The 23,983-nt window shown below is 43.4% G+C and carries 21 protein-coding genes, 1 pseudogene and 1 riboswitch; of the genes and pseudogenes, 18 read left to right on the top strand and 4 right to left on the bottom strand.

Annotation, left to right across the window (positions count from 1 at the left end; genetic code table 11):
- The first annotated feature begins 10 nt into the window (after window positions 1-10).
- The 3 genes from KNL20_RS14150 to KNL20_RS14140 all read left to right on the top strand — a co-directional run bounded on the left by KNL20_RS14150 (window position 11) and on the right by KNL20_RS14140 (window position 3,631).
- A complete protein-coding gene (locus tag KNL20_RS14150) occupies window positions 11-1,564 on the top strand; it encodes an alanine/glycine:cation symporter family protein (protein ID WP_230398374.1) in 1,554 nt (517 codons plus the stop codon).
- A 267-nt stretch (window positions 1,565-1,831) separates the two neighbouring features.
- A complete protein-coding gene (locus KNL20_RS14145; protein ID WP_230398373.1) occupies window positions 1,832-2,416 on the top strand; it encodes a manganese efflux pump MntP in 585 nt (194 codons plus the stop codon).
- A gap of 93 nt (window positions 2,417-2,509) precedes the next feature.
- The gene (locus KNL20_RS14140) at window positions 2,510-3,631 is read left to right on the top strand and encodes a polysaccharide deacetylase family protein (RefSeq protein ID WP_230398372.1); all 1,122 of its coding nucleotides are present in this window, start codon (window positions 2,510-2,512) and stop codon (window positions 3,629-3,631) included.
- Window positions 3,632-3,675: 44 nt separating this feature from the next.
- Here the strand turns inward: KNL20_RS14140 and typA are convergent, their stop codons facing one another.
- Complete coding sequence (gene typA, locus KNL20_RS14135; protein ID WP_230398371.1) at window positions 3,676-5,502, bottom strand: translational GTPase TypA; 1,827 nt, start codon at window positions 5,500-5,502, stop codon at window positions 3,676-3,678.
- Between the two features lie 238 nt (window positions 5,503-5,740).
- Here typA and KNL20_RS14130 point away from each other — a divergent pair, with 238 nt between their 5' ends.
- From KNL20_RS14130 to KNL20_RS14070, 13 genes and pseudogenes are all read left to right on the top strand, one after another.
- Window positions 5,741-6,373, top strand: coding sequence for a single-stranded DNA-binding protein (locus KNL20_RS14130; protein ID WP_230398370.1), 633 nt, complete (start codon window positions 5,741-5,743; stop codon window positions 6,371-6,373).
- A gap of 176 nt (window positions 6,374-6,549) precedes the next feature.
- Window positions 6,550-6,722, top strand: a riboswitch (Lysine riboswitch).
- Between the two features lie 98 nt (window positions 6,723-6,820).
- Window positions 6,821-7,705 carry a 4-hydroxy-tetrahydrodipicolinate synthase gene (dapA, locus tag KNL20_RS14125; RefSeq protein ID WP_230398369.1) on the top strand — a complete coding sequence of 295 codons (885 nt, stop codon included), beginning with the start codon at window positions 6,821-6,823 and terminating at the stop codon, window positions 7,703-7,705.
- Window positions 7,702-8,460 carry a 4-hydroxy-tetrahydrodipicolinate reductase gene (dapB, locus tag KNL20_RS14120; RefSeq protein ID WP_230398368.1) on the top strand — a complete coding sequence of 253 codons (759 nt, stop codon included), beginning with the start codon at window positions 7,702-7,704 and terminating at the stop codon, window positions 8,458-8,460. Before dapA ends, dapB begins: the two co-directional genes overlap by 4 nt.
- Before the next feature lie 97 nt (window positions 8,461-8,557).
- Window positions 8,558-8,983 carry a hypothetical protein gene (locus tag KNL20_RS14115; protein ID WP_230398367.1) on the top strand — a complete coding sequence of 142 codons (426 nt, stop codon included), beginning with the start codon at window positions 8,558-8,560 and terminating at the stop codon, window positions 8,981-8,983.
- A gap of 82 nt (window positions 8,984-9,065) precedes the next feature.
- Complete coding sequence (locus tag KNL20_RS14110; RefSeq protein ID WP_230398366.1) at window positions 9,066-10,091, top strand: S66 family peptidase; 1,026 nt, start codon at window positions 9,066-9,068, stop codon at window positions 10,089-10,091.
- Window positions 10,092-10,102: 11 nt separating this feature from the next.
- Window positions 10,103-10,881: pseudogene (gene hisA, locus KNL20_RS16310) on the top strand (phosphoribosylformimino-5-aminoimidazole carboxamide ribotide isomerase).
- Window positions 10,882-10,982: 101 nt separating this feature from the next.
- Entirely contained in the window at window positions 10,983-11,510 is a 528-nt protein-coding gene (gene hpf, locus KNL20_RS14100; RefSeq protein ID WP_230398365.1) for a ribosome hibernation-promoting factor, HPF/YfiA family, read from the top strand.
- A 206-nt stretch (window positions 11,511-11,716) separates the two neighbouring features.
- Entirely contained in the window at window positions 11,717-14,287 is a 2,571-nt protein-coding gene (secA, locus tag KNL20_RS14095) for a preprotein translocase subunit SecA (protein ID WP_230398364.1), read from the top strand.
- Window positions 14,288-14,435: 148 nt separating this feature from the next.
- A protein-coding gene (gene prfB / locus KNL20_RS14090; protein WP_230398363.1) for a peptide chain release factor 2 occupies window positions 14,436-15,546 on the top strand; the annotation gives its coding sequence in 2 pieces (ribosomal slippage) (window positions 14,436-14,510 and window positions 14,512-15,546; 1,110 coding nt in all).
- Between the two features lie 41 nt (window positions 15,547-15,587).
- On the top strand, window positions 15,588-17,258 hold the full coding sequence (locus KNL20_RS14085) for a glycoside hydrolase family 13 protein (RefSeq protein WP_230398362.1): 1,671 nt from the start codon (window positions 15,588-15,590) through the stop codon (window positions 17,256-17,258).
- Window positions 17,259-17,452: 194 nt separating this feature from the next.
- Entirely contained in the window at window positions 17,453-17,893 is a 441-nt protein-coding gene (locus KNL20_RS14080) for an ACT domain-containing protein (protein ID WP_230398361.1), read from the top strand.
- A gap of 7 nt (window positions 17,894-17,900) precedes the next feature.
- Entirely contained in the window at window positions 17,901-19,127 is a 1,227-nt protein-coding gene (locus KNL20_RS14075) for a homoserine dehydrogenase (RefSeq protein WP_230398360.1), read from the top strand.
- A 30-nt stretch (window positions 19,128-19,157) separates the two neighbouring features.
- Complete coding sequence (locus KNL20_RS14070; RefSeq protein ID WP_230398359.1) at window positions 19,158-20,360, top strand: cofactor-independent phosphoglycerate mutase; 1,203 nt, start codon at window positions 19,158-19,160, stop codon at window positions 20,358-20,360.
- 59 nt (window positions 20,361-20,419) lie between these two features.
- Here KNL20_RS14070 and KNL20_RS14065 read toward each other — a convergent pair whose 3' ends face one another.
- The 3 genes from KNL20_RS14065 to KNL20_RS14055 all read right to left on the bottom strand — a co-directional run bounded on the left by KNL20_RS14065 (window position 20,420) and on the right by KNL20_RS14055 (window position 22,357).
- Window positions 20,420-21,181 (bottom strand): DUF975 family protein, encoded by a 762-nt coding sequence (locus tag KNL20_RS14065; protein ID WP_230398358.1) that lies wholly within the window; start codon window positions 21,179-21,181, stop codon window positions 20,420-20,422.
- A gap of 32 nt (window positions 21,182-21,213) precedes the next feature.
- Window positions 21,214-21,615: a DUF4190 domain-containing protein gene (locus tag KNL20_RS14060; protein WP_230398357.1), complete on the bottom strand. Its 402-nt coding sequence runs from the start codon at window positions 21,613-21,615 to the stop codon at window positions 21,214-21,216.
- A 166-nt stretch (window positions 21,616-21,781) separates the two neighbouring features.
- A complete protein-coding gene (locus tag KNL20_RS14055; RefSeq protein ID WP_230398356.1) occupies window positions 21,782-22,357 on the bottom strand; it encodes a TVP38/TMEM64 family protein in 576 nt (191 codons plus the stop codon).
- A 156-nt stretch (window positions 22,358-22,513) separates the two neighbouring features.
- Between KNL20_RS14055 and KNL20_RS14050 the strand changes: the two genes are divergently transcribed.
- Window positions 22,514-23,023: a flavin reductase gene (locus KNL20_RS14050; RefSeq protein ID WP_230398355.1), complete on the top strand. Its 510-nt coding sequence runs from the start codon at window positions 22,514-22,516 to the stop codon at window positions 23,021-23,023.
- Window positions 23,024-23,048: 25 nt separating this feature from the next.
- Window positions 23,049-23,912 (top strand): class I SAM-dependent methyltransferase, encoded by an 864-nt coding sequence (locus tag KNL20_RS14045; protein ID WP_230398354.1) that lies wholly within the window; start codon window positions 23,049-23,051, stop codon window positions 23,910-23,912.
- Window positions 23,913-23,983 lie beyond the last annotated feature (71 nt).

Below are 23,983 nucleotides of genomic sequence, written 5' to 3'. Positions count from 1 at the left end.
AAAATAAGAAATGGAAGCTATTATCAGGTTTATCAATAATTGTTTTGCTTTTTTTGGACCATTGTCAGATTTTCTATGGGAATTTCCGACTAATTTCGACTGGTATGCAGGAATACCTGTTTTAGGGAGTTTGCCATTTGCGATTATTTTACTGGTGGGATCAGGAATTTACTTTTCTTTCAGGCTGGGTTTTATCCAAGTTACCGGCTTTAAAAAGGGAATAAAAATTCTGACCGACAAACGTACAGTTCATACAGGAATCTCTCCGCTGGCGGCATTTTTTTTAAGTACTGCCATGCGCGTCGGACCAGGTAATATCATCGGAGTTACAGGTGCAATTGCAGTTGGTGGACCGGGAGCCCTTTTCTGGATGTGGGTTTCTGCATTTTTTGGAATGGCCACTGCTTATATGGAGGCTGTTCTGGCTCAGATTTTCAAGGAAAAGAAAGAGGATGAATATATAGGCGGACTCCCATTCTACGGGAGAAAGCTGTTAGGAAATAAGGTCTGGATTGGCGTCTCACTATCTGTACTATACATATTATATGCGCTTTGTTGTCTTCCGGCCCAGGGCTTCAATGTAGTTTCCTCTATTGGGCGGATGGGAGAAATTATATCAGGCAAAACGATTGCTTCCCAGTCAGTTTTTTATTATGTATTGAGCTTCATAGTGGTGGTAGGTACCGCCGTGATTGCATATGGCGGCATTAAGAAGATTACAAAGATTACGGATAAGATGGTGCCGGTAATGGCTGTTGTTTATGTACTGACTGTTTTGATTTTGATACTGGTTAATATTAATCGTGTTCCTTTTTTCTTTAAAAGCGTATTTGGTGGTGCATTTAAGCCTGAAGCCTTTTTTGGAGGTGTATTTGGTACAGTCCTGGCACAAGGGGTAAAGCGTGGACTGATGTCCAACGAAGCCGGACAGGGTACGATTACCATGTCGGCTGCGGCGGCAGATGCAAAGCATCCCTGTGAACAGGGGCTGGTGGCATCTATTGGAGTATTTTTGGATACTATTGTAATATGTACTCTGACGGGATTCGTGGTGATCATGGCTCACTGCTGGACCGGCGCGGATTCCGCAGCCTGGTCTGAGATGGATAAACTCCCTAAGTTTACGGCATCCGTGGCCGAACTGACTCCGGGAACTGCATTTAATGCGGTAATGTCTTTTCTTGTGACTTTGTGTTTTTGCCTGTTTGCATATACAACATTACTTGGTATGGTGAGCTTTTCGGAAATTGTTGCAAACAGAATTAATAAAAGTAAAAGGTTCATCAGTGTCATTCGTGCATTGGCGTTATTCACTATGGCATTCGGTATTCTCTGTAATATTGCAGGCCTGGAATTAGGAAACCTGTGGGCGTTTTCTGATTTGGGAAATATTCTGATTGTGATAGCCAATGTCCCTATTCTTTATGTGGGTGCAAACAGTGTATTTAAGGCCACAAGACATTTCAGGAAGAATGATGGTACTCCATTTAATTCTCAGGTAATAGGCAGGGAGGATTGCAGTTTTTGGGATGAGAAGGATAATATACACGGAAAAGCTGATTGATGCTTGACAAAGATGTAATGATTCGGTAGAATACAAAGTACATTCTTTTGAGGGAGTAGTTTGCAGAATTCCTGCAGTGATGTCAACATAATGATGTAAATCTGGTATCACTTTAAAAAACGAGACTTGAAAGGCCATTTTCTGGCCTTTTCAGGTCTCGTTTGTGCGTGGGAGAATTTCTGGAAACTGCAGCTCTTAAGAGGCACAAAGCGTGCAGAAAGAATCAGATATCTACAAATGAAGAACAGGAAGGATGGTTTAGAACGAATGAGTTTTGGTGAATTATTTATACTTGCAGTGGGTCTGTCTATGGATGCATTCGCAGTGGCGGTCTGTAAGGGCTTATGCTTTAGGAAAATTAAGTTTGGTAATGCTTTGACTGTAGGGCTGTGGTTTGGCATATTTCAGGCAGGTATGCCGGTAATCGGCTATATCCTGGGTGTTCAGTTCCGTGAACAGATTTCCGCTGTTGATCATTGGATTGCATTTGTGCTCCTTGGATTAATTGGTGCAAACATGATAAAGGAAGCCTGCGCAAAAGAGGACTGCGAAGGGGTCTGTTCTGCAGATGAGGACATGGAGCTCAATCCAAAATCTATGCTTATGCTGGCAATTGCAACCAGTATCGATGCACTGGCTGTGGGAATCACTTTTGCATTTTTAAATGTTTCTATTGTACCTGCAGTGTCTCTCATCGGGGTAATCACGCTGGTCTGTTCTACGGCAGGGGTCTATATTGGACATGCTTTTGGAGCAAGGCTGAAATCAAAGGCGGAGCTGGGTGGAGGCATCATTCTTGTTTTGATGGGATTTAAGATACTTATGGAACATCTTGGAATTTTATCTTTCTGATTTTTTGTCGATATTTGCAAATTTTAACAGAAATGTAATTGAATATTGTCATCAAAACCGTTATGATAGTTATATAAGGGATTTGGTGATAATATGGATAAGGAAAGACTAAGGAAAATCGTGGAGCGGAATCGCAGAGTTACTTTGATACAGAATTGTATAAAAGTTGGAATCTGCGTTGTTGTAACTCTGGTAATCGTAACTGCCGGATGGAAAGCGGCTGAGCCCTTTGTCAAAAGGACAGGTGTTCCCGTTGCCGGAAGTCCGATGCCTTTGATTCAGGTCCAGGCAGGTACGAATAATCTGGAGGATGGATCCGGCGATGCGGCGAAGCAGCCGCTTGCGGAGGGTCTCAGGATAACAAGTGATACCCCCGGATGGCAGGTGAATGAGCATGGATGGTGGTATGCTGCGGATACTCAAAGTATGTATACGAATGGATGGCTGACAATTGATGAGCAGAAGTATCATTTTGGCAGTGATGGATACATGGATACAGGTTGGACGCCTATCGGAGGTGAAGGGTATTATTTCAATGACAACGGAACTTATGATCCCGGCAGGGATAAGGAAAAAGTTATTGCGATGACATTTGATGACGGACCGGGGCCATACACGAACACCTTACTTGACGTACTGGAACAGAATGATGCGAAGGCAACTTTTTTCATGCAGGGAATTAATGTAGAACGTTACGGTGCCGATACAATTCCAAGAATGGTACAGTTAGGATGTATGCTTGGAAACCATTCTTATAATCACCCTAACCTGAAGGCTGCAGGTGCGGAGGTGGCACAGCAGCAGTTTGATCAGACGGATCAGCTGATTGCGCAGTATAATAATGGCACAGGTGCAGAGGCGATTCGTTTTCCTTTTGGTGAGTACACCAAAGAGCTTGCTGAAGCTACTGGCAGATCCTGCTGGTTTTGGAACCTGGACACACGAGATTGGGAGACGAAGAATGTTGATTCCGATATAGCAGCCGTTTTGGACCATGCAGGTGGCGGGGATATCATCTTGATGCATGATATTCATGAAGCTTCCGTGACTGCCTGTCAGACGATTATACCGGAGCTTAAGAACCGGGGATTTGATTTGGTAACTGTAAAAGAGCTGGCGGCTTCCAGAGGATATGAAACCGAATCAGGTGTTACATATTTTGGATTTACTGATAAAAACCTGGAAAATGATACCGCTACAGATAAAAACCGATAAAGAAACAGGGCCGCGTCAAAGTGAGTTATGACGCAGCCCTGTTTCTATTTCAAATTTGAACGTTTTCTCAGTTTAGAGTCTAAAATCCGTTTCCTGATACGAAGATTCTTTGGTGTAACCTCCAGTAATTCATCATTATCGATGAATTCAAGTGCCTGCTCAAGAGAAAGTACCTTGGGAGGAGTCAGTTTCAGAGCTTCGTCTGCAGAGGAAGAACGGGTATTGGTCAGATGTTTTGTTTTGCAGATATTCAGTTCGATGTCCTCAGCCTTGCCGTTCTGGCCGATTACCATACCTCCGTATACTTTCTCACCGGGTCCTATGAACAATGTTCCACGATCCTGAGCAGAAAACAGACCATATGTTACGGATTCACCACTTTCGAAAGCAATCAGGGAACCTTGTTTACGAAACTTGATTTCTCCCTTATAAGGGGCATAATCATCAAAGGAAGTATTTAAAATTCCCTGTCCCTTTGTCATAGTCATAAAATCCCCACGGAACCCAATCAATCCCCGGGCGGGTATCTCGAATTCAAGACGGGTGTTGCCATCGCTGGTGGGACTCATGCCCTGAAGCTCGCCTTTACGCTCGCTTAACCGCTGAATCACAGAACCGGAAAACTCTTCAGGAACATCTACATAAGCGATTTCCATAGGCTCCAGCCTATGTCCCCTTTCATCGGTATGATAAAGAACCTCTGCCTTACTGACGGCAAACTCGTAACCCTCACGGCGCATATTTTCAATCAGTACGGAAAGATGCAGTTCTCCACGTCCGGAAACCTTAAAGCAATCAGGAGAGTCCGTATCTTCAACGCGAAGGCTGACATCTGTGTTTAATTCACGGTAAAGCCTGTCACGCAAGTGACGAGAGGTGATAAACTTACCTTCCTGACCGGCCATAGGGGAATCATTGACCATAAAGTTCATAGCGATGGTTGGTTCGGAAATTTTCTGGAAGGGTATGGATTCCGGATTCGAGGGGTCACACAAGGTATCCCCGATATGGATTTCAGAAATTCCGGAGATAGCTACGATAGAACCGATCGTGGCTTCCGTAACCTCTACCTTATTCAGCCCATCAAACTCATAGAGTTTACTGATTTTCACTTTTTTCTTTTTATCAGGATCATGGTGGTTCAGGAGCATGACTTCCTGATTCACTGCAATCTTGCCGTTGTCCACCTTACCCACACCGATACGTCCCACATATTCATTGTAATCAATGGTACTGATCAGAACCTGGGTCCCTTTTTCAGGATCCCCTTCAGGCGCCGGTATATAATCCATAATTGTCTCGAACAAAGGAGTCATGTCCTTTGGCTCATCCTCCAGATTCGACACTGCGTATCCGGATTTTGCTGAAGCATATAAAAACGGGCAGTCGAGCTGCTCATCGGAGGCATCCAGATCCATCAAAAGCTCCAGAACCTCATCTACGACCTCCTCTGGGCGTGCTTCCGGTCTGTCAATCTTATTGATGCAGACAATCACCCTTAAGTTTAGGTCCAGGGCTTTCTGAAGAACAAATTTTGTCTGGGGCATAGCTCCTTCAAAAGCATCCACCAGGAGGATTACTCCGTTTACCATCTTCAGTACACGTTCAACTTCTCCTCCAAAATCCGCATGTCCCGGTGTATCAATAATATTAATTTTGGTTTTCTTGTAATATACAGCCGTGTTTTTGGACAATATGGTAATACCGCGCTCGCGCTCGATATCATTGGAGTCCATTACACGTTCCTGAACTTCTTGATTTGCCCGGAATACACCGCTTTGTTTCAGCAGCTCATCCACCAAGGTGGTTTTGCCGTGGTCTACGTGGGCAATAATCGCAACATTTCTTACATCATTTCTTTGGATTTTCATTAACAATTTTCCTTCTTTTCTAAACTGACATATAAAAGGTTATTGACAATTCATAACTCAGCACAAGACAGGGCGCATTGCCTGAGTGAACGATATCAAAATACATAGTATTATAGCATGTTTTGTCGGTTTTGGGTAGGGGAAGAAAATACAAAAAAATAATGGTTCTAAGATGGAATTCTGTTGAATAAATATGTTTAATATAAGATACCAACGAGAGAAAGGGGAACTATCATTCATGGCAGATAAGATTATTGAAAACAATCAGGTACAAATTATGGGCGAAATCGGATCACAATTTACTTTCAGTCACCAGGTCTTCGGGGAGGGATTCTATCTGGTCGATATCATGGTTAAACGTCTGAGCGATTCTGAAGATATAATTCCGGTTATGATATCAGAACGGCTTATTGATGTGACGCAGGATTACGAAGGCGAATACATAATGGTAACAGGCCAATTCCGTTCATACAACAGGCACGAGGAAAAAAAGAACCGCCTGGTGCTGTCCGTCTTTGCGCGGGAAATAAGTTTTATAGAAGAGGAAGATGATTCCGTCAAATCCAACCAGATTTTTCTGGATGGTTACATATGCAAGCCCCCCGTATATCGGAAGACACCGTTAGGAAGGGAGATTGCAGATCTGCTTATAGCGGTCAACCGGCCGTATGGAAAATCAGATTATATTCCATGTATCTGCTGGGGAAGAAATGCCCGTTACGCGTCTGTTTTTTCAGTAGGTGGACACGTACTGATCTGGGGCAGAATTCAGAGCAGAGAATATATAAAACGTATCAGTGAGACTGAATCAGAAAAAAGAATTGCTTACGAAGTGTCTGTAAGCAAACTCGAATATGTGGATCAGGGATGAGCGTACAGGGGACGCAGCAGTTGATTTTGTCAATTGCTGCGTCCCTTTTGATATACCAAAGTATGCAAGGAAAGCTGCCAGTGGCAGGTTTTCTGTATGATTCAGGAATAAGCGTTGGAAAGCTCCTTGACAATAACAAGGGCAGGTGATATTATTTGAACAAATATAAGAATTGAAAAGTAGATAGAGGTTGCATTTTTCAAAAGTATGATGTCGGATGCTTCAGGAGCAAAGGAGGGCAGAAGAAAGGGAAAAGTGCCGAAAGGATATAAAGCCTGAAGTTATATTCCTTGGGCGTGGCATGAAATATGACACGACTGTCATCGCAAGATGGAGTGCTATCTCGTGTATATGGCATATTATATACTAGAGGCGGCGCACATAACCCGTCTCTTTTCCATTTGCTAAACATGTACACAAGTGTTGTTGTTAATAAGGAGGAAAATTATGGCTATATTTAAAGGAGCGGGTGTTGCGATTGTAACTCCGATGAAGGCCAATGGAGATGTGAACTTTGAAAAACTTTCAGAAATTATAGAGGATCAGATTGCAGGACAGACGGATGCAATTATAATCTGCGGCACTACCGGAGAGTCTTCTACCCTCACACATGAGGAGCATCTGGAGGTGATCCGGCATTGTATCAAACAGGTGGCAAAGCGCGTACCTGTAATTGCAGGTACCGGTTCTAACTGTACAGAAACAGCAATCTATCTTTCAAAGGAAGCCGAAGAAGCAGGTGCTGATGCGGTACTTCTGGTTACGCCTTATTATAACAAGGCAACACAGAAGGGATTGATTGCTCATTATACAGCAGTTGCAAATTCGATTTCTCTTCCTGTGGTTCTATACAATGTACCAAGCAGAACAGGCTGTAATCTGGCGCCCGCAACGGTGGCGGCACTGGTTCGTGATGTGGAGAATATTGTAGGAATTAAAGAGGCCAGCGGAGACATTTCCCAGGTGGCACAACTGATGCACCTGACAGAGGGGAAAATTGAACTGTACTCGGGTAACGATGATCAGGTTGTTCCGCTTTTGTCGCTCGGAGGAATCGGAGTAATCTCTGTGGTGTCCAATGTTGCACCCAAATACATGCATGATATGGTTATGAAATATCTGGATGGGGATATGCAGGGAAGCATGAAGATGCAGTTGGATGCTATTCCACTGTGTAAAGCCTTGTTCTGTGAAGTAAATCCGATTCCGGTAAAAGCAGCTATGAATATGCAGGGTAAAGAGGTTGGGCCTCTTCGTTCTCCTCTTACGGAGATGGAACCGGAAAATCAGAAATTACTGAAGAATATCATGAAGGATATGGGAATCTTATGATAAAAGTGATAATGCATGGCTGCAACGGCCATATGGGAAAAGTTATTTCCGAACTCTCAGAAGATGATGAGAATGTGGAAATTGCTGCCGGCATAGATAGAGCGGACACAAAAGCGTATAGCTTTCCTGTATATACGCAGATTTTTGAATGTAACGTGGAAGCGGATGTTATGATTGACTTCTCTTCCTATAAAGCTTCCAATCATGTGCTGAAGTACTGTGGGCAGCGAAAACTGCCCCTGGTGCTTTGCACCACCGGACTGACAGCAGAGCAGCTTGACCTGATTCAGGAAACCAGTAAAAAGACAGCGATTCTTCGCTCAGCCAATATGTCTCTTGGAATTAATGCATTATTAAAGCTGATTCAGGATGCAGCCAAGGTTTTGGCTACAGCTGGATTTGACATGGAAATTGTAGAAAAACATCATAAATTAAAATGTGATGCACCAAGTGGCACGGCGATTGCGATGGCAGACAGTCTGAATCAGGCTATGGACAAGCAATACCATTATTGCTTTGACCGCAGTCAGAGACATGAGCCAAGAGATTCAAAAGAAATCGGCATTTCTTCTGTTCGCGGCGGAACAATTGTAGGAGAGCATGATGTTATCTTTGCAGGACCAGACGAAGTGATTACATTCTCTCATCAGGCATATTCAAAAAGTGTTTTTGGAAAAGGTGCGATAGAGGCAGCTAAATTTTTGGCCGGTAAACCAGCAGGTATGTACGACATGAGTGATGTCATTGCCGGTTAAGTATTCAAGCAATCATTAAAAAGTTTTATGGCTTTGAATAATTATATGAAAAATTCGCATACTACTCCTATAAATTTGATTTAAGTAAAGGAGAGTTATGATGAAGCATATGAAAAAAGTTTTGTTTTGCTGCCTGATGGCGGTAATGCTCACAGGTATAGCAGCATGTGGCAACACAAACAGTGCTACTGACAGAACAAACGACAATACCACAACAGATGACAATGCCACAACAGATGATGTGGATAAAGACGGCGTGAAGGATAACGTGGATAAGAATAATGTAGATACGGATAACGATGCCACGGATAACGATGGAATCGTCAACGATGCTACGGATAATGATGCTGTCGATAACGATGGTGACGGTGTAGTGGATGACGTTGTAAAAGGTGTCGGTGAAGGAATTGAAGATGCAGGTAAAGGTGTAAAAGACCTGGGAGATGATGTGACCGGAACCGACAACAACAATACAACGACTAACGGAACAACGACTAACGGAACAACGACAACAAATCCTTGAAGATAATGTGATCAGAACAGCTGTGACTTATAGAGAAAAAATATGAGTCATGGCTGTTTTGAATTAAACATGGAGGTAAAGAATGAGATATCCTGAATTTTTAAAAAACGGGGGAACAATCGGCTTTGTAGCTCCCTCTTTTGGGTGTCAGACCGAACCTTACAGGACGGCTTTTCAAAATGCACAGAGTAAGCTTGAAAAAGAAGGGTATCGTCTGCAGCTGGGGCCTAACTGCTATGAAGGACGAGGAACTGGAATCAGTAATACGCCAAAGCTATGCGGAGATGAATTCACTGAGCAGTATTGTGCCAAAACCAGTGATGTGCTTATTTCATGCGGCGGTGGTGAACTGATGTGTGAGATTCTGGATTACGTGGATTTCAACAGGGTAAATAATACTGAGCCAAAATGGTTCATGGGATATTCCGACAATACGAATTTGACCTTTTTACTGCCTACAATTTGCGATGTGGCAGCTATCTATGGCCCCTGTGCACCAGCTTTTGGGATGGATCCATGGCATCCGGCCATCTGGGATGCATTGCGCCTGTTAGGCGGGAAGAAACTGAAGATAACCGGATATGACAGCTGGGAGAGAGAATCCGGAAAGGATGAGGAACATCCGCTTGAACCGTATCATGTATCAGAACCAAAAATATTAAAGTGTTTTCCTGAAACTAAGCACGTGAAGTTTGAAGGAAGACTGTTGGGCGGATGTATGGATTGCTTGGTTAATCTGACTGGTACAAAGTATGATCATGTGAAGAAGTTCAATGAAAGATATCAGGAAGAGGGGGTAATCTGGTTTCTGGAATCCTGCGATTTGAATGTTGTAGGGATCCGAAGAGCAATCTGGCAGATGATACATGCCGGATGGTTCGAACATCCAAAGGGCTTTCTGATAGGAAGACCATATTGTTTCGGGCAGGAAATGTTCGGACTTGACCAGTATCGGGCGGTATATGAATTGCTGGAACCTTTCCAGGTTCCTATCGTGATGGATGTGGATCTGGGGCATTTGCCTCCGATGCTGCCTGTAATAAGCGGCGGGTATGCGGCTATAGAGATCCGGGACAACAATCTTACTATAGATATGCAGATGAAATAACAGGAGAAATTATGAAATTCAGACCTTGTATAGATATACATAACGGGCAGGTAAAGCAGATTATCGGAAGCTCCTTGAAGGATGAAGGAGACCAGGCCAGTGAGAATTTTGTATCAAGCCAGGATGCCGCTTTTTATGCAAAATTATATAAGACGTACGGAGTCCGGGGAGGGCATATCATCCTATTGAATTCTGTGGACTCTGTTTACTATCCGGAGACTTACGCACAGGCAATGAGGGCACTTGATGCCTATCCGGGAGGACTTATGGCAGGAGGGGGATCCATCCGGGAAATGCTTTGGATTTTTTGAATGCCGGGGCAAGCCATGTAATTGTGACCTCTTATGTTTTTAAGGAAGGAAGAGTAGATTGGGGCAGGCTGGAACAGATGGCAGATACCGTGGGGAAAAAAAGACTGGTACTGGATTTAAGTTGTAGGAAAAAAGATGAGGAATACTATATCGTGACAGACAGATGGCAGAAATTCACAGATGTCAGGATAAAGCCGGAGGTACTGGATAGACTACATACGTACTGCGATGAGTTTCTTATCCATGCAGTGGATGTGGAAGGGAAAACTTCCGGTATTGATGGGGAGCTGGTCAAGATTCTAACGTGCCTGGATAATTTTCCTGTCACGTATGCAGGAGGCATAGGAGGGTTTGAGGATTTGGAGAAATTGCGCAGAGAAAGTGAGAATAAGCTGGATGTAACGATAGGAAGTGCATTGAGTCTCTTTGGCGGAAGTATGGATTTCCATGAAGTTTTAAAATTTTGCGGACAATTGTAAAGCCCGGATTCTCTTGCAATATTGTCTTGAGATTGGTATAATAATAGTACTTACAAGAGAGACAGGCTCTTTGTAAAATATAGATTAAAGGGGTTGACGGCATGAATATTATTATTAGTGGAAAAAATATTGAAGTGACAGAGGCTATTCGTTCCGCTGTCATAGAGAAGTTAGGCAAACTTGAAAAATATTTTACTCCTGATACAGATGTACAGGTAACTTTGAGCGTTGAAAAAGAAAGACAGAAGATCGAGGTCACAATTCCGGTGAAGGGCCGGTTGATTCGTTCTGAACAGGTCAGCAACGACATGTATGTATCCATTGATCTGGTAGAAGAAGTAATCGAAAGACAGCTTCGTAAATATAAAAGTAAAATTATCGATAAAAAGCAGGATATAACCAACTTCCAGAAATCATTTGTTGAAAATGAATACCTGGAAGATGAGGATATCAAAATAATCAGAACAAAAAAATTCGGAATGAAGCCAATGTTTCCGGAGGATGCCTGTGTTCAGATGGAACTTCTTGGACATAATTTCTTCGTGTTCCGCAATGCCGAGACTAATGATGTGAATGTGGTTTATAAGCGAAAAGGGGATACCTACGGACTTATTGAGCCGGAATGTTAATTCTTTTGGAGTTCCTAGCGCGACTGCATATCTCCGATAAGACGATGAAAAAGAGGGCTGATGCACTTTGCGTCAGCCCTTTTTTCGGACGTTATGGAATGTTTACGAAAAATTCATTGTTAATTATGACAGAAAGTGATAGAATAGGCGTTATATATGGTATGATTGAACTATAAGAATGTATGAACATTAGGAGTGAATAATTCATGAATTTAGCAGAAAAAATATTTGGAACACATAGTGAGCGTGAGTTGAAGCGTATCACGCCGCTGGTGGATAAAATTGAGGCCCTGCGTCCTGAGATGCAGAAGCTTAGCGATGAAGAGCTGCGCGCCAGGACAAAAGAGTTTAAGGAGCGTTTGGCCAAAGGGGAAACTCTGGACGATATACTGCCAGATGCCTATGCAACTGTCCGGGAGGCTGCAAAGCGTGTTCTGGATATGGAACATTACAGGGTTCAGATTGTCGGTGGTATCATCCTCCATCAGGGACGTATTGCCGAGATGCGTACAGGTGAAGGAAAGACGCTGGTGTCCACCCTTCCGGCGTATTTGAATGCTCTGACCGGCCGGGGCGTTATGATTGTTACGGTCAACGACTACCTGGCGAACCGCGATGCTGAATGGATGGGAAAAGTCCATGAATTTTTAGGGCTTACGGTCGGGGTGGTTCTTAACTCCATGAAGAACGATGAGCGCCGCAGAGCATATGCGTGTGACATTACTTATGTTACCAATAACGAGCTGGGATTTGACTATCTCCGCGATAACATGGTGATTTATAAAGAACAACTGGTACAAAGAGATTTATACTATGCAATCATTGATGAGGTCGACTCTGTATTGATCGATGAAGCCAGAACCCCTTTGATCATTTCAGGCCAGAGTGGTAAATCAACGAAGCTGTATGAGACTTGTGACATATTGGCACAACAGCTGAAGCGCGGCGAGGCCAGCGGCGAGATGACCAAGATAGCAGCCATTATGGGCGAAGAAATTATTGAAACCGGCGATTTTATTGTTAATGAAAAAGATAAAGTTGTAACCCTGACGGAAGAAGGAATTAAGAGAGTTGAGAACTTCTTCCATATCGAAAATCTGTCTGATCCGGAAAACCTGGAGATTCAGCATAATGTCATACTGGCTTTGCGGGCTCATAATCTGATGTTCCGTGACAAGGATTACGTCGTGAAGGATGACGAGGTCCTGATTGTAGATGAATTTACAGGACGTATTATGCCCGGCCGTCGTTATTCCGATGGACTTCATCAGGCAATTGAAGCAAAAGAACATGTTAAAGTAAGACGGGAGAGCAAGACACTGGCTACCATCACTTTTCAGAACTTCTTTAATAAATTTGAAAAGCGTGCCGGTATGACAGGTACGGCCCTGACTGAGGAACAGGAGTTCCGTGATATTTACGGAATGGATGTTATTGAGATTCCGACCAACATGCCGATGATCCGTATTGATTATGATGATGCGGTATATATGACCAAGAACGAGAAATTCAGTGCTGTTGTAGAGGAAATCAAGGAGTCACACCAAAACAACCAGCCGGTTCTGGTTGGTACAGTGACCATCGAGACTTCTGAATTATTGAGCAAGATGTTAAAGAAAGAGGGAATTGTGCACCAGGTTCTGAATGCCAAATTCCATGAACTGGAGGCCGAAATTGTAGCACATGCCGGTGAGGCAGGTACTGTTACGATTGCGACTAACATGGCAGGCCGTGGCACAGATATTAAGCTGGATGAGGAATCAAGGGCGGCAGGCGGCCTGAAGATTATCGGTACGGAACGTCATGAATCAAGACGTATTGATAACCAGCTCCGTGGACGTTCCGGACGTCAGGGAGATCCTGGTGAATCCAGATTCTACATTTCTTTGGAAGATGATCTGATGCGCCTGTTTGGATCTGAAAAGCTGATGGGTGTATTCAAATCCCTGGGTGTGGCTGAGAATGAACAGATTGAGCACAAGATGCTGTCTTCTGCAATTGAAAAAGCACAAAAGAAGATAGAGGCGAACAACTACGGAATTCGTAAAAATCTGCTGGATTATGATCAGGTTAACAATGAACAGAGAGAAATCATCTACAAAGAGAGACGCCGTGTTCTGGATGGAGAAAATATGCGTGATTCCATATTTAAGATGGTATATGATACCATTGACAATACGGTGGACATGTGTATCGGAGAGAATACAAACCAGGCCAGCTGGGACTTGAATGAGTTGAATACAATCCTGGATCCTATTATTCCCTTGAAACCTCTGACTGCAGAAGATGTTGAAAAGATGAAAAAGGATGAGCTGAAACAATCACTTAAGGAGAAAGCGGTCAAAATTTACGAAGAGAAGGAGACCGAATTTCCACAGGAAGAACAGATTCGTGAACTGGAGCGCGTTATTCTTCTGAAAGTCATTGACCAGAAATGGATGGATCATATCGATGATATGGATCAGCTTCGTCAGGGAATTGGACTGCAGGCTTATGGGCAGCGCGATCCAAAAGTTGAATATAAGATGACTGCTTATGAGATGTTCAACGATATGATTAACTCGATACAGCAGGATACCTTAAGGCTGCTTTACCATATACGCGTGGAGCAGAAGGTCGAGAGGGAACAGGTTGCTAAGGTAACCGGAACGAATAAAGACGAGTCTGTAACGAAAAAGGGTTATCAGCGTTCTGAAAAGAAGATCTATCCGAATGATCCCTGTCCGTGTGGCAGTGGTAAGAAGTACAAGCAGTGCTGCGGAAGAAAAGGTGCTTGATGGATACTGATTTATACCACATGAAAAAGGAGCTGGTTACAGCTCCTTTTTCAGCTATGTTCTGTGTTGTAACACGCTCATTTGTGGTGTATAATAAAGAGGATATGAATAGATATTTCATAAATAAGAACAGAAAGCAGGTGAAACAGTGGTTGAATTAGATCAGTTCAAGACAGAGCTGAATGTCTACGAAGGACCATTAGTGGAAGTGAGGGATTCACTTTGACCTCGCTAATAAAGAGCAGAGGATTGAAGAATTAGAAAGAAAGATGGAAGAACCTGACTTCTGGGATGTACCGGAAAAGGCTCAGGAGATGATGAAAGAGCTGGGAAGTCTGAAAGAAGACAGGGACACTTATAAAAAGCTGGTCACAGCTAAAGAAGATATGGAAACCTTAATTGAGATGGGCTATGAGGAGAATGATGCTTCTGTCATTCCGGAGATTGAAGAAATGCTGGAAACCTTTAAGCAGGATTTTGACAAAATCCGTATCAAGACCTTATTGTCCGGTGAATATGATAAAACCAATGCCATCCTCAAGTTAAATGCAGGTGCTGGCGGAACTGAAGCCATGGACTGGTGTTCCATGCTTTACCGTATGTATACCCGGTGGGCGGAGCAGAAGGGATTTTCCGTAGAGGAACTGGATTTTCTGGAAGGTGAAGAGGCGGGAATCAAATCCGTAACTTTCCAGGTAAATGGAGAAAATGCCTATGGGTATCTGAAATCCGAAAAAGGTGTCCATCGCCTGGTCAGAATTTCACCCTTTAATGCCAATGGAAAGAGGCAGACTTCTTTCGTATCCTGTGATGTGATGCCGGACATTGAAGAAGATATCGATCTCGAGATTAAAGATGAAGAAATTCGTATTGATACCTTCCGTTCCAGCGGTGCCGGCGGACAGCACATTAACAAGACCTCGTCTGCAATCCGCATTACCCATTATCCAACAGGAATTGTGGTAAGCTGTCAAAATGAGCGGTCTCAGCATATGAACAAGGATAAGGCGATGCAGATGCTGAAAGCAAAGCTGTACTTGCTGAGACAGCAGGAGCAGGAAGAAAAACTTTCGGGTATCAGGGGTGAGGTTACAGATATAGGCTGGGGCAATCAGATTCGATCCTACGTTATGCAGCCCTATACAATGGTCAAGGATCACCGGACCAGTGAAGAGAAAGGTCAGGTAGATGCTGTATTAGATGGAGATATTGATTCATTTATCAATGCATACCTGAAGTGGATAGCCCTGAAAAAATAATGAATTAAAAAAGTTACGGTTGATGAAAGGAGAGACTCCCAATGAACAAAGCATGGTGGAAGGAAGCAGTTGTATATCAGATTTATCCAAGGAGCTTTATGGATGGTAATGGGGACGGAATCGGTGATCTGAAAGGGATAACCAGCCGCCTGGACTATCTCCAGACTCTGGGTGTAGATGTTGTCTGGCTGTCGCCGGTTTACAAATCGCCAAACGATGACAATGGATATGATATCAGTGATTATCAGGATATTATGGATGAATTTGGAACGATGGATGACTTTGATGAGATGCTGCGTGAGGCACACAGACGGGGAATCCGGATTGTCATGGATTTAGTGGTCAACCATACATCCGATGAACACCGCTGGTTTGTGGAGAGCCGTAAAAGCAGAGAAAATCCATACAGAGATTATTATATCTGGAAAAACCCTAAAGAGGATGGCAGCGCTCCGAATAACTGGGGTGCCTGTTTTGGAGGCTCAGCCTGGGAATACGATGAAGCCACGAATATGTACTACCTCCATCTGTTTTCGAAAAAACAGCCGGATTTGAATTGGGAAAATGCGCAGGTTCGCAAGGAAGTTTTTGATATGATGACCTGGTGGTGTGACAAGGGAATTGACGGTTTTAGGATGGATGTTATCAGCATGATTTCCAAGACGCCGGAGATGCCGGATGGACCGGTCGGGGATCAGGGGTATGGAGATTTCGGCCCGTACAGTATCCACGGTCCGCATGTCCATGACTATTTGAAGGAGATGAACCAGAAGGTTCTTTCCAAATATGATTTAATGACGGTGGGAGAGACCGCCGGAGTGACAGTTGAAGAGGCGAAACGTTATTCCGGGGAGGACGGCCATGAACTCAACATGGTATTCCAGTTTGAACATGTTGAATCAGATGGTAAATATGGAAAGTGGTCGGATCAGAGGATACCGCTTTCATTTTTAAAAGAAAACCTTTCAAAATGGCAGACTGAGCTGTACGGAAATGCATGGAACAGCTTATACTGGGATAATCATGACCAGCCAAGGGCAGTGTCACGCTTTGGCGATGACAGAGCCGAATACAGAGAGGTATCAGCCAAGATGCTGGGTACTTTGCTTCATATGATGCAGGGTACACCTTATATCTATCAAGGGGAAGAGTTGGGTATGACCAATTATCCTTTCCAGTCCAAAGCGGATTTTCGCGATATTGAAAGTATTCATGCATATGAAGACTGGGTGGAATCCGGGAAAGTGGAGCATGAGGATTTCTGGCCTTGCCTCCTGAATAAGAGCCGTGATAATGCAAGAACCCCTGTTCAGTGGGATGATACAAAAAACGCAGGGTTTACCCAGGGAAATCCATGGATTCAGGTGAATCCCAATTATACGGATATTAATGCAAAAGCTGAATTGGAAAATCCAGATTCTGTGTTTTACTATTATCAGAAACTGATAAAGCTTCGTAAAGAATATCCGGTTATCGTATATGGAAAGTACGAATTGCAGCTGGCGGATGATGAGAATATCTTTGCATATACAAGAACACTGGATGATCAGCGGATTTTTGTAGTCTGCAATTATAATCAGAGCAGGTGCAATATCCAGATTCCCTCTGAATTTTCAAAAGCAGAATGTTTGATTGCAAATTACGAAAGAAAGTGTTATGAGGGGACCCTGGAATTAAAACCCTATGAAGCTTTTGTGTTATACCATAAGTAAAGGGCGGCTTATCTGCTGCTGATTTACAGAAAATGAAGAGAGGACAGTTCTGTAAGGGAAATCTGATTCCCGATGCAGAACTGTCCTTTTATTTTTCTTTCCAAATTTTAATTGCAGAATCAAACAAAATATGTTAGTATCTTTACAGTGAGTACAAATGTTTTCCGTTGGCGAACAGATGGAGAGGAGGTAGCATGAAAGATACAGTCAAGTATTACGTGGTAAAAGAAAAGGCAATTCCAGAAGTTCTGCTGAAGGTATTACAAGCCAAGAGCCTGATGGAAAAGAAAGAGCTTACGGTACAGGAAGCCACAGAAAGAGTGGGGATCAGCCGAAGCTCCTTTTATAAGTATAAAGATGATATTTTTCCTTTTCATGACAATGCGAAGGGGAAGACAATTACATTTATACTGCAGATGGACGATGAACCGGGGCTGTTGTCGGGGGTTTTGAAAACCATTGCCAGATACCACGGCAATGTTTTGACCATACATCAGTCCATACCGCTTAATGGAGTGGCTACACTTACTATAAGTGTGGATATAGCACCGGAGGTAGGAGATGCTGCCGCCATGATGGGCAGCATTGAGAAAAAGGATGGCGTTCATTATTTTAAAATATTAGGCAGGGAGTGAGAAGCGCATGATAAAAGTAGCAGTTTTAGGTTATGGGACCGTAGGATCCGGAGTTGTGGAAGTGTTTCGTCAGAATCAGGAAGTACTTAACAAGAGCGTGGGCCAGGACATAGAGCTTAAGTATGTTTTGGATTTGAGAGAGTTTCCAGGAGATCCGGTGGAAAAGGTCCTGGTACATGACTTTGAAACCATTGTGAATGATCCGGAAGTGAATGTTGTAGTAGAGGTGATGGGAGGGCTGAATCCGTCTTTTAACTTTGTAAAGAGATGCCTGGAAAATGGAAAGAGTGTATGTACATCCAACAAAGAACTGGTGGCGCAGCATGGAACAGATTTGCTGCAGACTGCCAGGGAGCATCATGTAAACTTTTTATTTGAGGCCAGCTGTGGAGGAGGAATCCCGATTATTCGTCCTTTATATCAATCCCTGACTGCGGATAAAATTGATGAGGTTTCCGGTATCCTAAATGGAACTACAAACTATATTTTAAGCAAAATGGCAAGCGATGGTTCTGGGTTTGAGGAGGTTCTGAAAAAGGCCCAGGATAAAGGGTATGCAGAGCGAAATCCCGAAGCGGATGTGGAAGGATACGATGCCTGCCGTAAGATTGCAATTCTGTCATCTCTGGCGTTTGGGAATTATGTAGACTATAAGGACATCTATACAGAGGGAATTACCAGGATAACGGCAGCTGATATTAAATATGCCCAGACAATTGGAGTCAGTATAAAACTGCTGGCGATCAGCCGTCGTACGGAAAAAGGAACCTATGCCATGGTCAGCCCGGTTATGATTGACTCAGCCAATTCACTGTATAGTGTCAATGGAGTTTTCAATGCGATTTCCATCCATGGCAACATGCTTGGTGATGCCATGTTTTACGGAAGAGGAGCAGGTAAACTGCCCACTGCAAGTGCTGTGGTCGCAGATGTAGTTGAGGCGGCAAAAAATCTGAACAAGACCGTGATGGGCGAAGGATGGAATCCCGAAAAACTGGAGCTGCTGCCTTTGGATGAAGTCTCCAGCCGTTTCTTTGTACGTATCCGGGGGAATGCATCCAGTGTTTTGCCTGCTGTGGAGCATGCATTTGGAGAAGTTGATCCGATATCCATTCCAAGCATGGATGGAGAATTTGGTTTTATAACGGGTGAGATGACGGAAGCAGAGTATAGAGAAAAGTCAGTAAAACTTGAGGGAATTATCAGCATGATTCGTGCCAGACTGCATGGCTGAACCAACGTTTTTGTACAGGAGGAAGTTTAAGTGAAATATATTGTGATGCTGGGAGACGGGATGGCCGATGAACCAGTTGAAAGTCTGGATGGGAAGACACCTTTGGAATATGCTGAAACTCAGGCGTTGGATGCGTTAGCGAAGATATCAGAAATCGGAATGGTACAGACAATTCCTGAGGGTATGGCTCCGGGGTCAGATACTGCGAATCTGTCTGTCATCGGATATGACCCCAAGGTGTATTATACAGGACGCTCCCCATTGGAAGCACTGAGTATAGGGGTAAATATGAGCGCTGAGGATGTGGCTTTACGCTGCAATATCGTAACTCTTTCGGAAGAGGATGTGCCCTATGAGAAAAGGACAATTATAGATCACAGTGCTTCGGAAATTTCCACGGAAGATGCAAGGATCCTTTTGCAGGCCGTGACAGAAGAACTTGAAGACGAGGTTTATCACTTTTATACAGGAACCAGTTACCGCCATTGCCTGATCTGGTCAAAGGGGCAGGTAGTTCCGCTAACCCCGCCGCATGATGTGCTGGGGCAGACGATTACGCACTATCTGCCAGGGGATGAGAAACTTCTTCAGATGCAGAAGCGCAGTTATGAGATTTTGAAAGATCATCCTATCAATGTAAAGCGGAAGTCGGAAGGATTGAATCCTGCTAATAGTTTCTGGTTCTGGGGTGCTGGTACCAGACCTGCCCTTTCTTCTTTTTCGGAGAAGTACCATAAAAAGGGTGTCATGATATCGGCAGTGGATTTACTGAAAGGGATTGCCGTGGGAACAGGAATTACCAATATTAAAGTAGAAGGAGCCAACGGAGGCCTTGACACAAATTATGAAGGTAAAGCCCAGGCGGCAGTGAATGCACTTTTGAAAGATGGATATGATTTTGCTTACATCCATCTGGAAGCACCCGATGAGATGGGACATCAGGGTAGTGCCGATAGGAAAGTGGAGGCCATACACCGGATGGATACCAGAATTCTTGCGCCTGTCAGGGCGCAGATGGATGCGTCTGGAGAGGATTACCGCCTTCTGGTACTTCCGGATCATCCGACTCCGGTTCGCCTTCGTACCCATGTGTCAGATCCTGTGCCGTATCTGCTGTATGACAGCAGTTCACCAGAGGAGCATGTCTGGCATTATAACGAAAAAGAGGCTGAAACCAGTGGAAATAAGGTGAATCAGGGACATGAACTGATGGGATATCTTTTTTCAAGATAGAAACGCAATATTCGAATCCCCGTATGACGATAGACGTTACCGCCATACGGGGATTCGGATTATACAGAGCGTAGTGTGTTGTAAAAGTTAGAAAGTGTTACCTGCTTATATGGGTAAATCCAGAGCATAGGCAGACCACTTCCCACATAATTTAAGAGGTGAAGCCCTAAAAAACTCAGATAATTCAGAAAAAAGTAACTTCCCATATGTCCTCTCATCATAGAAGCACTTTTCTTTAAGGCATTCATAGCCGAAAGCCCCGAGTCATCCATCAATAGAAAGGTGGACAGGCGAAGAGGCATAAGAAGCAAAGATGCAATCAGAGTACCGATTCCTGTAATTAACAGAAATCCACCCAGATAGGGGAGAGCAAAAGAAAGTATATCTGTTACATCCGAACTTTGCAGAAGCATATCTGTGCCCTGCTTTGTGAATGTATAGTTTGTAAACACGAAGGCAGGAATGATTGTGAATACGGCATATACAATGCCTTTAATAAACTCAATCACCAGAAAACGATCCGGATGATGTGTCAGCCCGAAAAACAGATCTCCAATGCCGATGGATTGATGACGGCTTATAGATAGTGCTGATTTCTCTAACCCTATCTTTAACAGATTCAACAGAATACTGAAAAGAAAAGAAACCAGAATACCGGCAATGGCTGAAAAGCGGGAGGCTGCCAACATCAGAAACCAGTATAAAAATAAGTAAACGCAGGTATTGATCAATGTAAATATCAGATAAGCGGCAATATAGGTTCCATAATTGCCGATTAATGCCTCACGGGCATCCATTTTTAATTGTTTTGACTGTTCCATATATTTATACTCCAAGTTTTAAATTTAGTTTATCACAGGATACCGCTGAAAAAGTCTTCCATTCCATCCTGATCTCCGGCATCATATTCATAGACATAGTCCGAAAAATCATCCCAGTCGGTTTTAGTGATAGAATGCGTTATGAATAACAGAGACCCAAGCATGATAATGATGCCAAGTACTGCTCCGCCTGCGGACAATCCGAGACCGAACTTTGCAGAGGTATTCATTTGTCCCTTTCCTCTGGAAAGCAGAGCCAGAACAATTCCGATGGACCCCAGAATAAGACCGAGACCGGTAAGTGAAAATAAGATGGAACATATCCCTAAGACTAACGCAGCTGTAGCCATACCGGGAGCCCCCGGGGGATGATAAGGCACGTCAGGACCGTTATAATCATAGCTTTGCGGATTGCTGTTGTAGTAATCGTTCATAAAATCTCCTCCTGCTGTTTTAAGGATGCGTAGTTGGTGCTTTTACATGCGGGCATGAAACGTACGAACTTTTAATCCTGATATCAGTGTATCATGTGTTTCCTGCAAAGGCAATAACGCAAAAAAAAATTACCGGAGCTTCGGTAATTTTTATAGAACCTGTATGTTAAAGAAAACGTGCGAAAAAGATACTATAGAATAAGATACACCAGGGCTTCATGATTAGGATGATAAAGATGTATTTTCTGGATGACATCGGGGTGAGTCCGGCCAGAAAGCAAAGGATATCATCGGGTGCAAGCGGTAGAAGAATAGCCAGTGCAAATATAGACAGGAAGGATTTTTTTTGCGTCCAATCCAAATACTTGTGATAGTTTGCTTCTCCGATCAGACCTTGTACCACATGTGAGCCAAATCTTCTTGCAATAAAGAAGGCAATGATGGAGCCTGCAGAGATACCCAGGTAATTGATCCAGAAACCACCGACGGGCCCGAATAGCACGGCACCTACGATACAGCCCAGAAAGCCCGGAAGAAGGGGTATGACGACCTGAAATAACTGAACAGTAAAGAGAACTGCCGGAGCAAAAAAACCGAAACCCTGGATGTATCCTTTAAACGTAGAGACGGAGTGAAAGTAGCCGTCGAAATAACTTTTGATTAAAAATATAAGAATCAGAATGCAAAAGGCAAGACCTGCTGCCTTCGCGACTCTTTTTATGTTTATGGCTGTAGCGCTCATAAATAATATTGTTCCTTTCTCTGGAATAAACATAGTATATCCTATTCTGATTAAATGCAAGTGAATTACAACTTAAGATTTCATTAAGTTTGTAAAAATCAGAAATTCTGTTATACTAGTATTGCAGATTTTAAGTTAAAGAGGAGGTTTACAAAGATGGAATTTAAAGAAGTAGACGTCAAAAAGATGGATAAGAATCCATTTTCCATGATTGCTGATGAGTGGATGCTGATAACTGCGGAAAAAGAAGGTAAGATTAATACGATGACGGCTTCCTGGGGCGGTGTTGGAATTATGTGGGGAAAGACGGTGGCTACTGCATATATCAGACCGCAGAGATGTACAAAAGGATTTGTGGATTCATCGGATTACTTTACGCTGACTTTCTTTAATGGCAAACAGAAAAAAGCCATGGGATATCTTGGAAGTGTATCCGGATATGATGAGCCTGATAAAATCGAGAAGACAGATCTGCATGTGATTGAGTTTGACGGTCATCCCTCTTTCGAGGAAGCGGCACTTGTACTGGTATGCAGAAAGCTGTATGCACAGGAGATGAAACCGGAATCCTTTATGAGACCGGAAGAGATCAAAGAATGGTATTCGGATAAAGATTTTCATACGATGTATATCGGTGCAATCGTCAAAGCATATGAAGCAAGATAGATAAAACGAGAGGAAATAAGAGTAGATGTGGGTTGCCGACGGATGGAAAGATTATGAAGTACTGGATACTTCCAATGGTGAGAAGCTGGAGCGATGGGGAAATTATATACTGGTGCGGCCGGATCCTCAGGTTATCTGGAATACACCTCATGATCACCCGGACTGGAAAAAAAAGAACGGGCATTATCACAGAAGCAGTAAAGGTGGAGGAGAATGGCAGTTTTTTAATCTGCCTGAGCAGTGGACAATACAGTATAAAAACCTGAACTTTCACCTGAAACCGTTTAGCTTTAAACATACGGGATTGTTTCCTGAGCAGGCGGTCAACTGGGACTGGTTTGGCGATAAGATCCGTCATGCTGGAAAACCGGTGAAGGTATTGAATTTATTTGCGTATACAGGAGGTGCGACACTGGCGGCGGCAGCTGCCGGAGCAGAAGTGACTCATGTGGATGCATCCAGAGGAATGGTAACCTGGGCAAAAGAGAATGCTGCAGCCTCGGGGCTAAAAGATGCGAAAATACGTTGGATTGTGGACGATTGTAAGAAATTTGTAGAACGTGAAATCAGAAGGGGCAACCATTATGACGGAATTATTATGGATCCGCCATCTTATGGACGAGGGCCCAAAGGAGAAATCTGGAAGATTGAGGAATCTATCTATCCATTTATTCAGTTGTGTGCAAGACTGCTCAGCGAAGAACCCCTGTTCTTTCTGGTGAATTCCTACACAACAGGACTCGCTCCTGCGGTGCTGACCTACATGATTTCTACCGTCTTAAAAAAATACAGTGGGCATGTGGATTCCGGGGAGATTGGTTTACCGGTTGTTTCTTCAGGACTTATCTTACCCTGTGGTGCTTCGGGCAGATGGGAAAATAAAATTTGAATATGCAAGAATACGATAAAAAAGTTGCAAGTTTTATCCCATTAAGACTATAAAATGCATGAAACAGGATA

The organism is Novisyntrophococcus fermenticellae (assembly GCF_018866245.1).
In the GTDB taxonomy this organism is placed as follows: Bacteria; Bacillota; Clostridia; order Lachnospirales; family Lachnospiraceae; genus Novisyntrophococcus; species Novisyntrophococcus fermenticellae.
Note: the sequence above shows the minus strand (reverse complement) of the source record. Positions and strands in the feature narration are given on the sequence as shown.

Excerpts from the sequence above, each read along its gene's own strand:
- KNL20_RS14150 (WP_230398374.1), top strand. The coding sequence starts at position 11 with ATGGAAGCTATTATCAGGTTTATCAATAATTGTTTTGCTTTTTTTGGA.
- KNL20_RS14145 (WP_230398373.1), top strand. The coding sequence starts at position 1,832 with ATGAGTTTTGGTGAATTATTTATACTTGCAGTGGGTCTGTCTATGGAT.
- KNL20_RS14140 (WP_230398372.1), top strand. The coding sequence starts at position 2,510 with ATGGATAAGGAAAGACTAAGGAAAATCGTGGAGCGGAATCGCAGAGTT.
- typA (WP_230398371.1), bottom strand. The coding sequence starts at position 5,502 with ATGAAAATCCAAAGAAATGATGTAAGAAATGTTGCGATTATTGCCCAC.
- KNL20_RS14130 (WP_230398370.1), top strand. The coding sequence starts at position 5,741 with ATGGCAGATAAGATTATTGAAAACAATCAGGTACAAATTATGGGCGAA.
- dapA (WP_230398369.1), top strand. The coding sequence starts at position 6,821 with ATGGCTATATTTAAAGGAGCGGGTGTTGCGATTGTAACTCCGATGAAG.
- dapB (WP_230398368.1), top strand. The coding sequence starts at position 7,702 with ATGATAAAAGTGATAATGCATGGCTGCAACGGCCATATGGGAAAAGTT.
- KNL20_RS14115 (WP_230398367.1), top strand. The coding sequence starts at position 8,558 with ATGATGAAGCATATGAAAAAAGTTTTGTTTTGCTGCCTGATGGCGGTA.
- KNL20_RS14110 (WP_230398366.1), top strand. The coding sequence starts at position 9,066 with ATGAGATATCCTGAATTTTTAAAAAACGGGGGAACAATCGGCTTTGTA.
- hpf (WP_230398365.1), top strand. The coding sequence starts at position 10,983 with ATGAATATTATTATTAGTGGAAAAAATATTGAAGTGACAGAGGCTATT.
- secA (WP_230398364.1), top strand. The coding sequence starts at position 11,717 with ATGAATTTAGCAGAAAAAATATTTGGAACACATAGTGAGCGTGAGTTG.
- KNL20_RS14085 (WP_230398362.1), top strand. The coding sequence starts at position 15,588 with ATGAACAAAGCATGGTGGAAGGAAGCAGTTGTATATCAGATTTATCCA.
- KNL20_RS14080 (WP_230398361.1), top strand. The coding sequence starts at position 17,453 with ATGAAAGATACAGTCAAGTATTACGTGGTAAAAGAAAAGGCAATTCCA.
- KNL20_RS14075 (WP_230398360.1), top strand. The coding sequence starts at position 17,901 with ATGATAAAAGTAGCAGTTTTAGGTTATGGGACCGTAGGATCCGGAGTT.
- KNL20_RS14065 (WP_230398358.1), bottom strand. The coding sequence starts at position 21,181 with ATGGAACAGTCAAAACAATTAAAAATGGATGCCCGTGAGGCATTAATC.
- KNL20_RS14060 (WP_230398357.1), bottom strand. The coding sequence starts at position 21,615 with ATGAACGATTACTACAACAGCAATCCGCAAAGCTATGATTATAACGGT.
- KNL20_RS14055 (WP_230398356.1), bottom strand. The coding sequence starts at position 22,357 with ATGAGCGCTACAGCCATAAACATAAAAAGAGTCGCGAAGGCAGCAGGT.
- KNL20_RS14050 (WP_230398355.1), top strand. The coding sequence starts at position 22,514 with ATGGAATTTAAAGAAGTAGACGTCAAAAAGATGGATAAGAATCCATTT.
- KNL20_RS14045 (WP_230398354.1), top strand. The coding sequence starts at position 23,049 with ATGTGGGTTGCCGACGGATGGAAAGATTATGAAGTACTGGATACTTCC.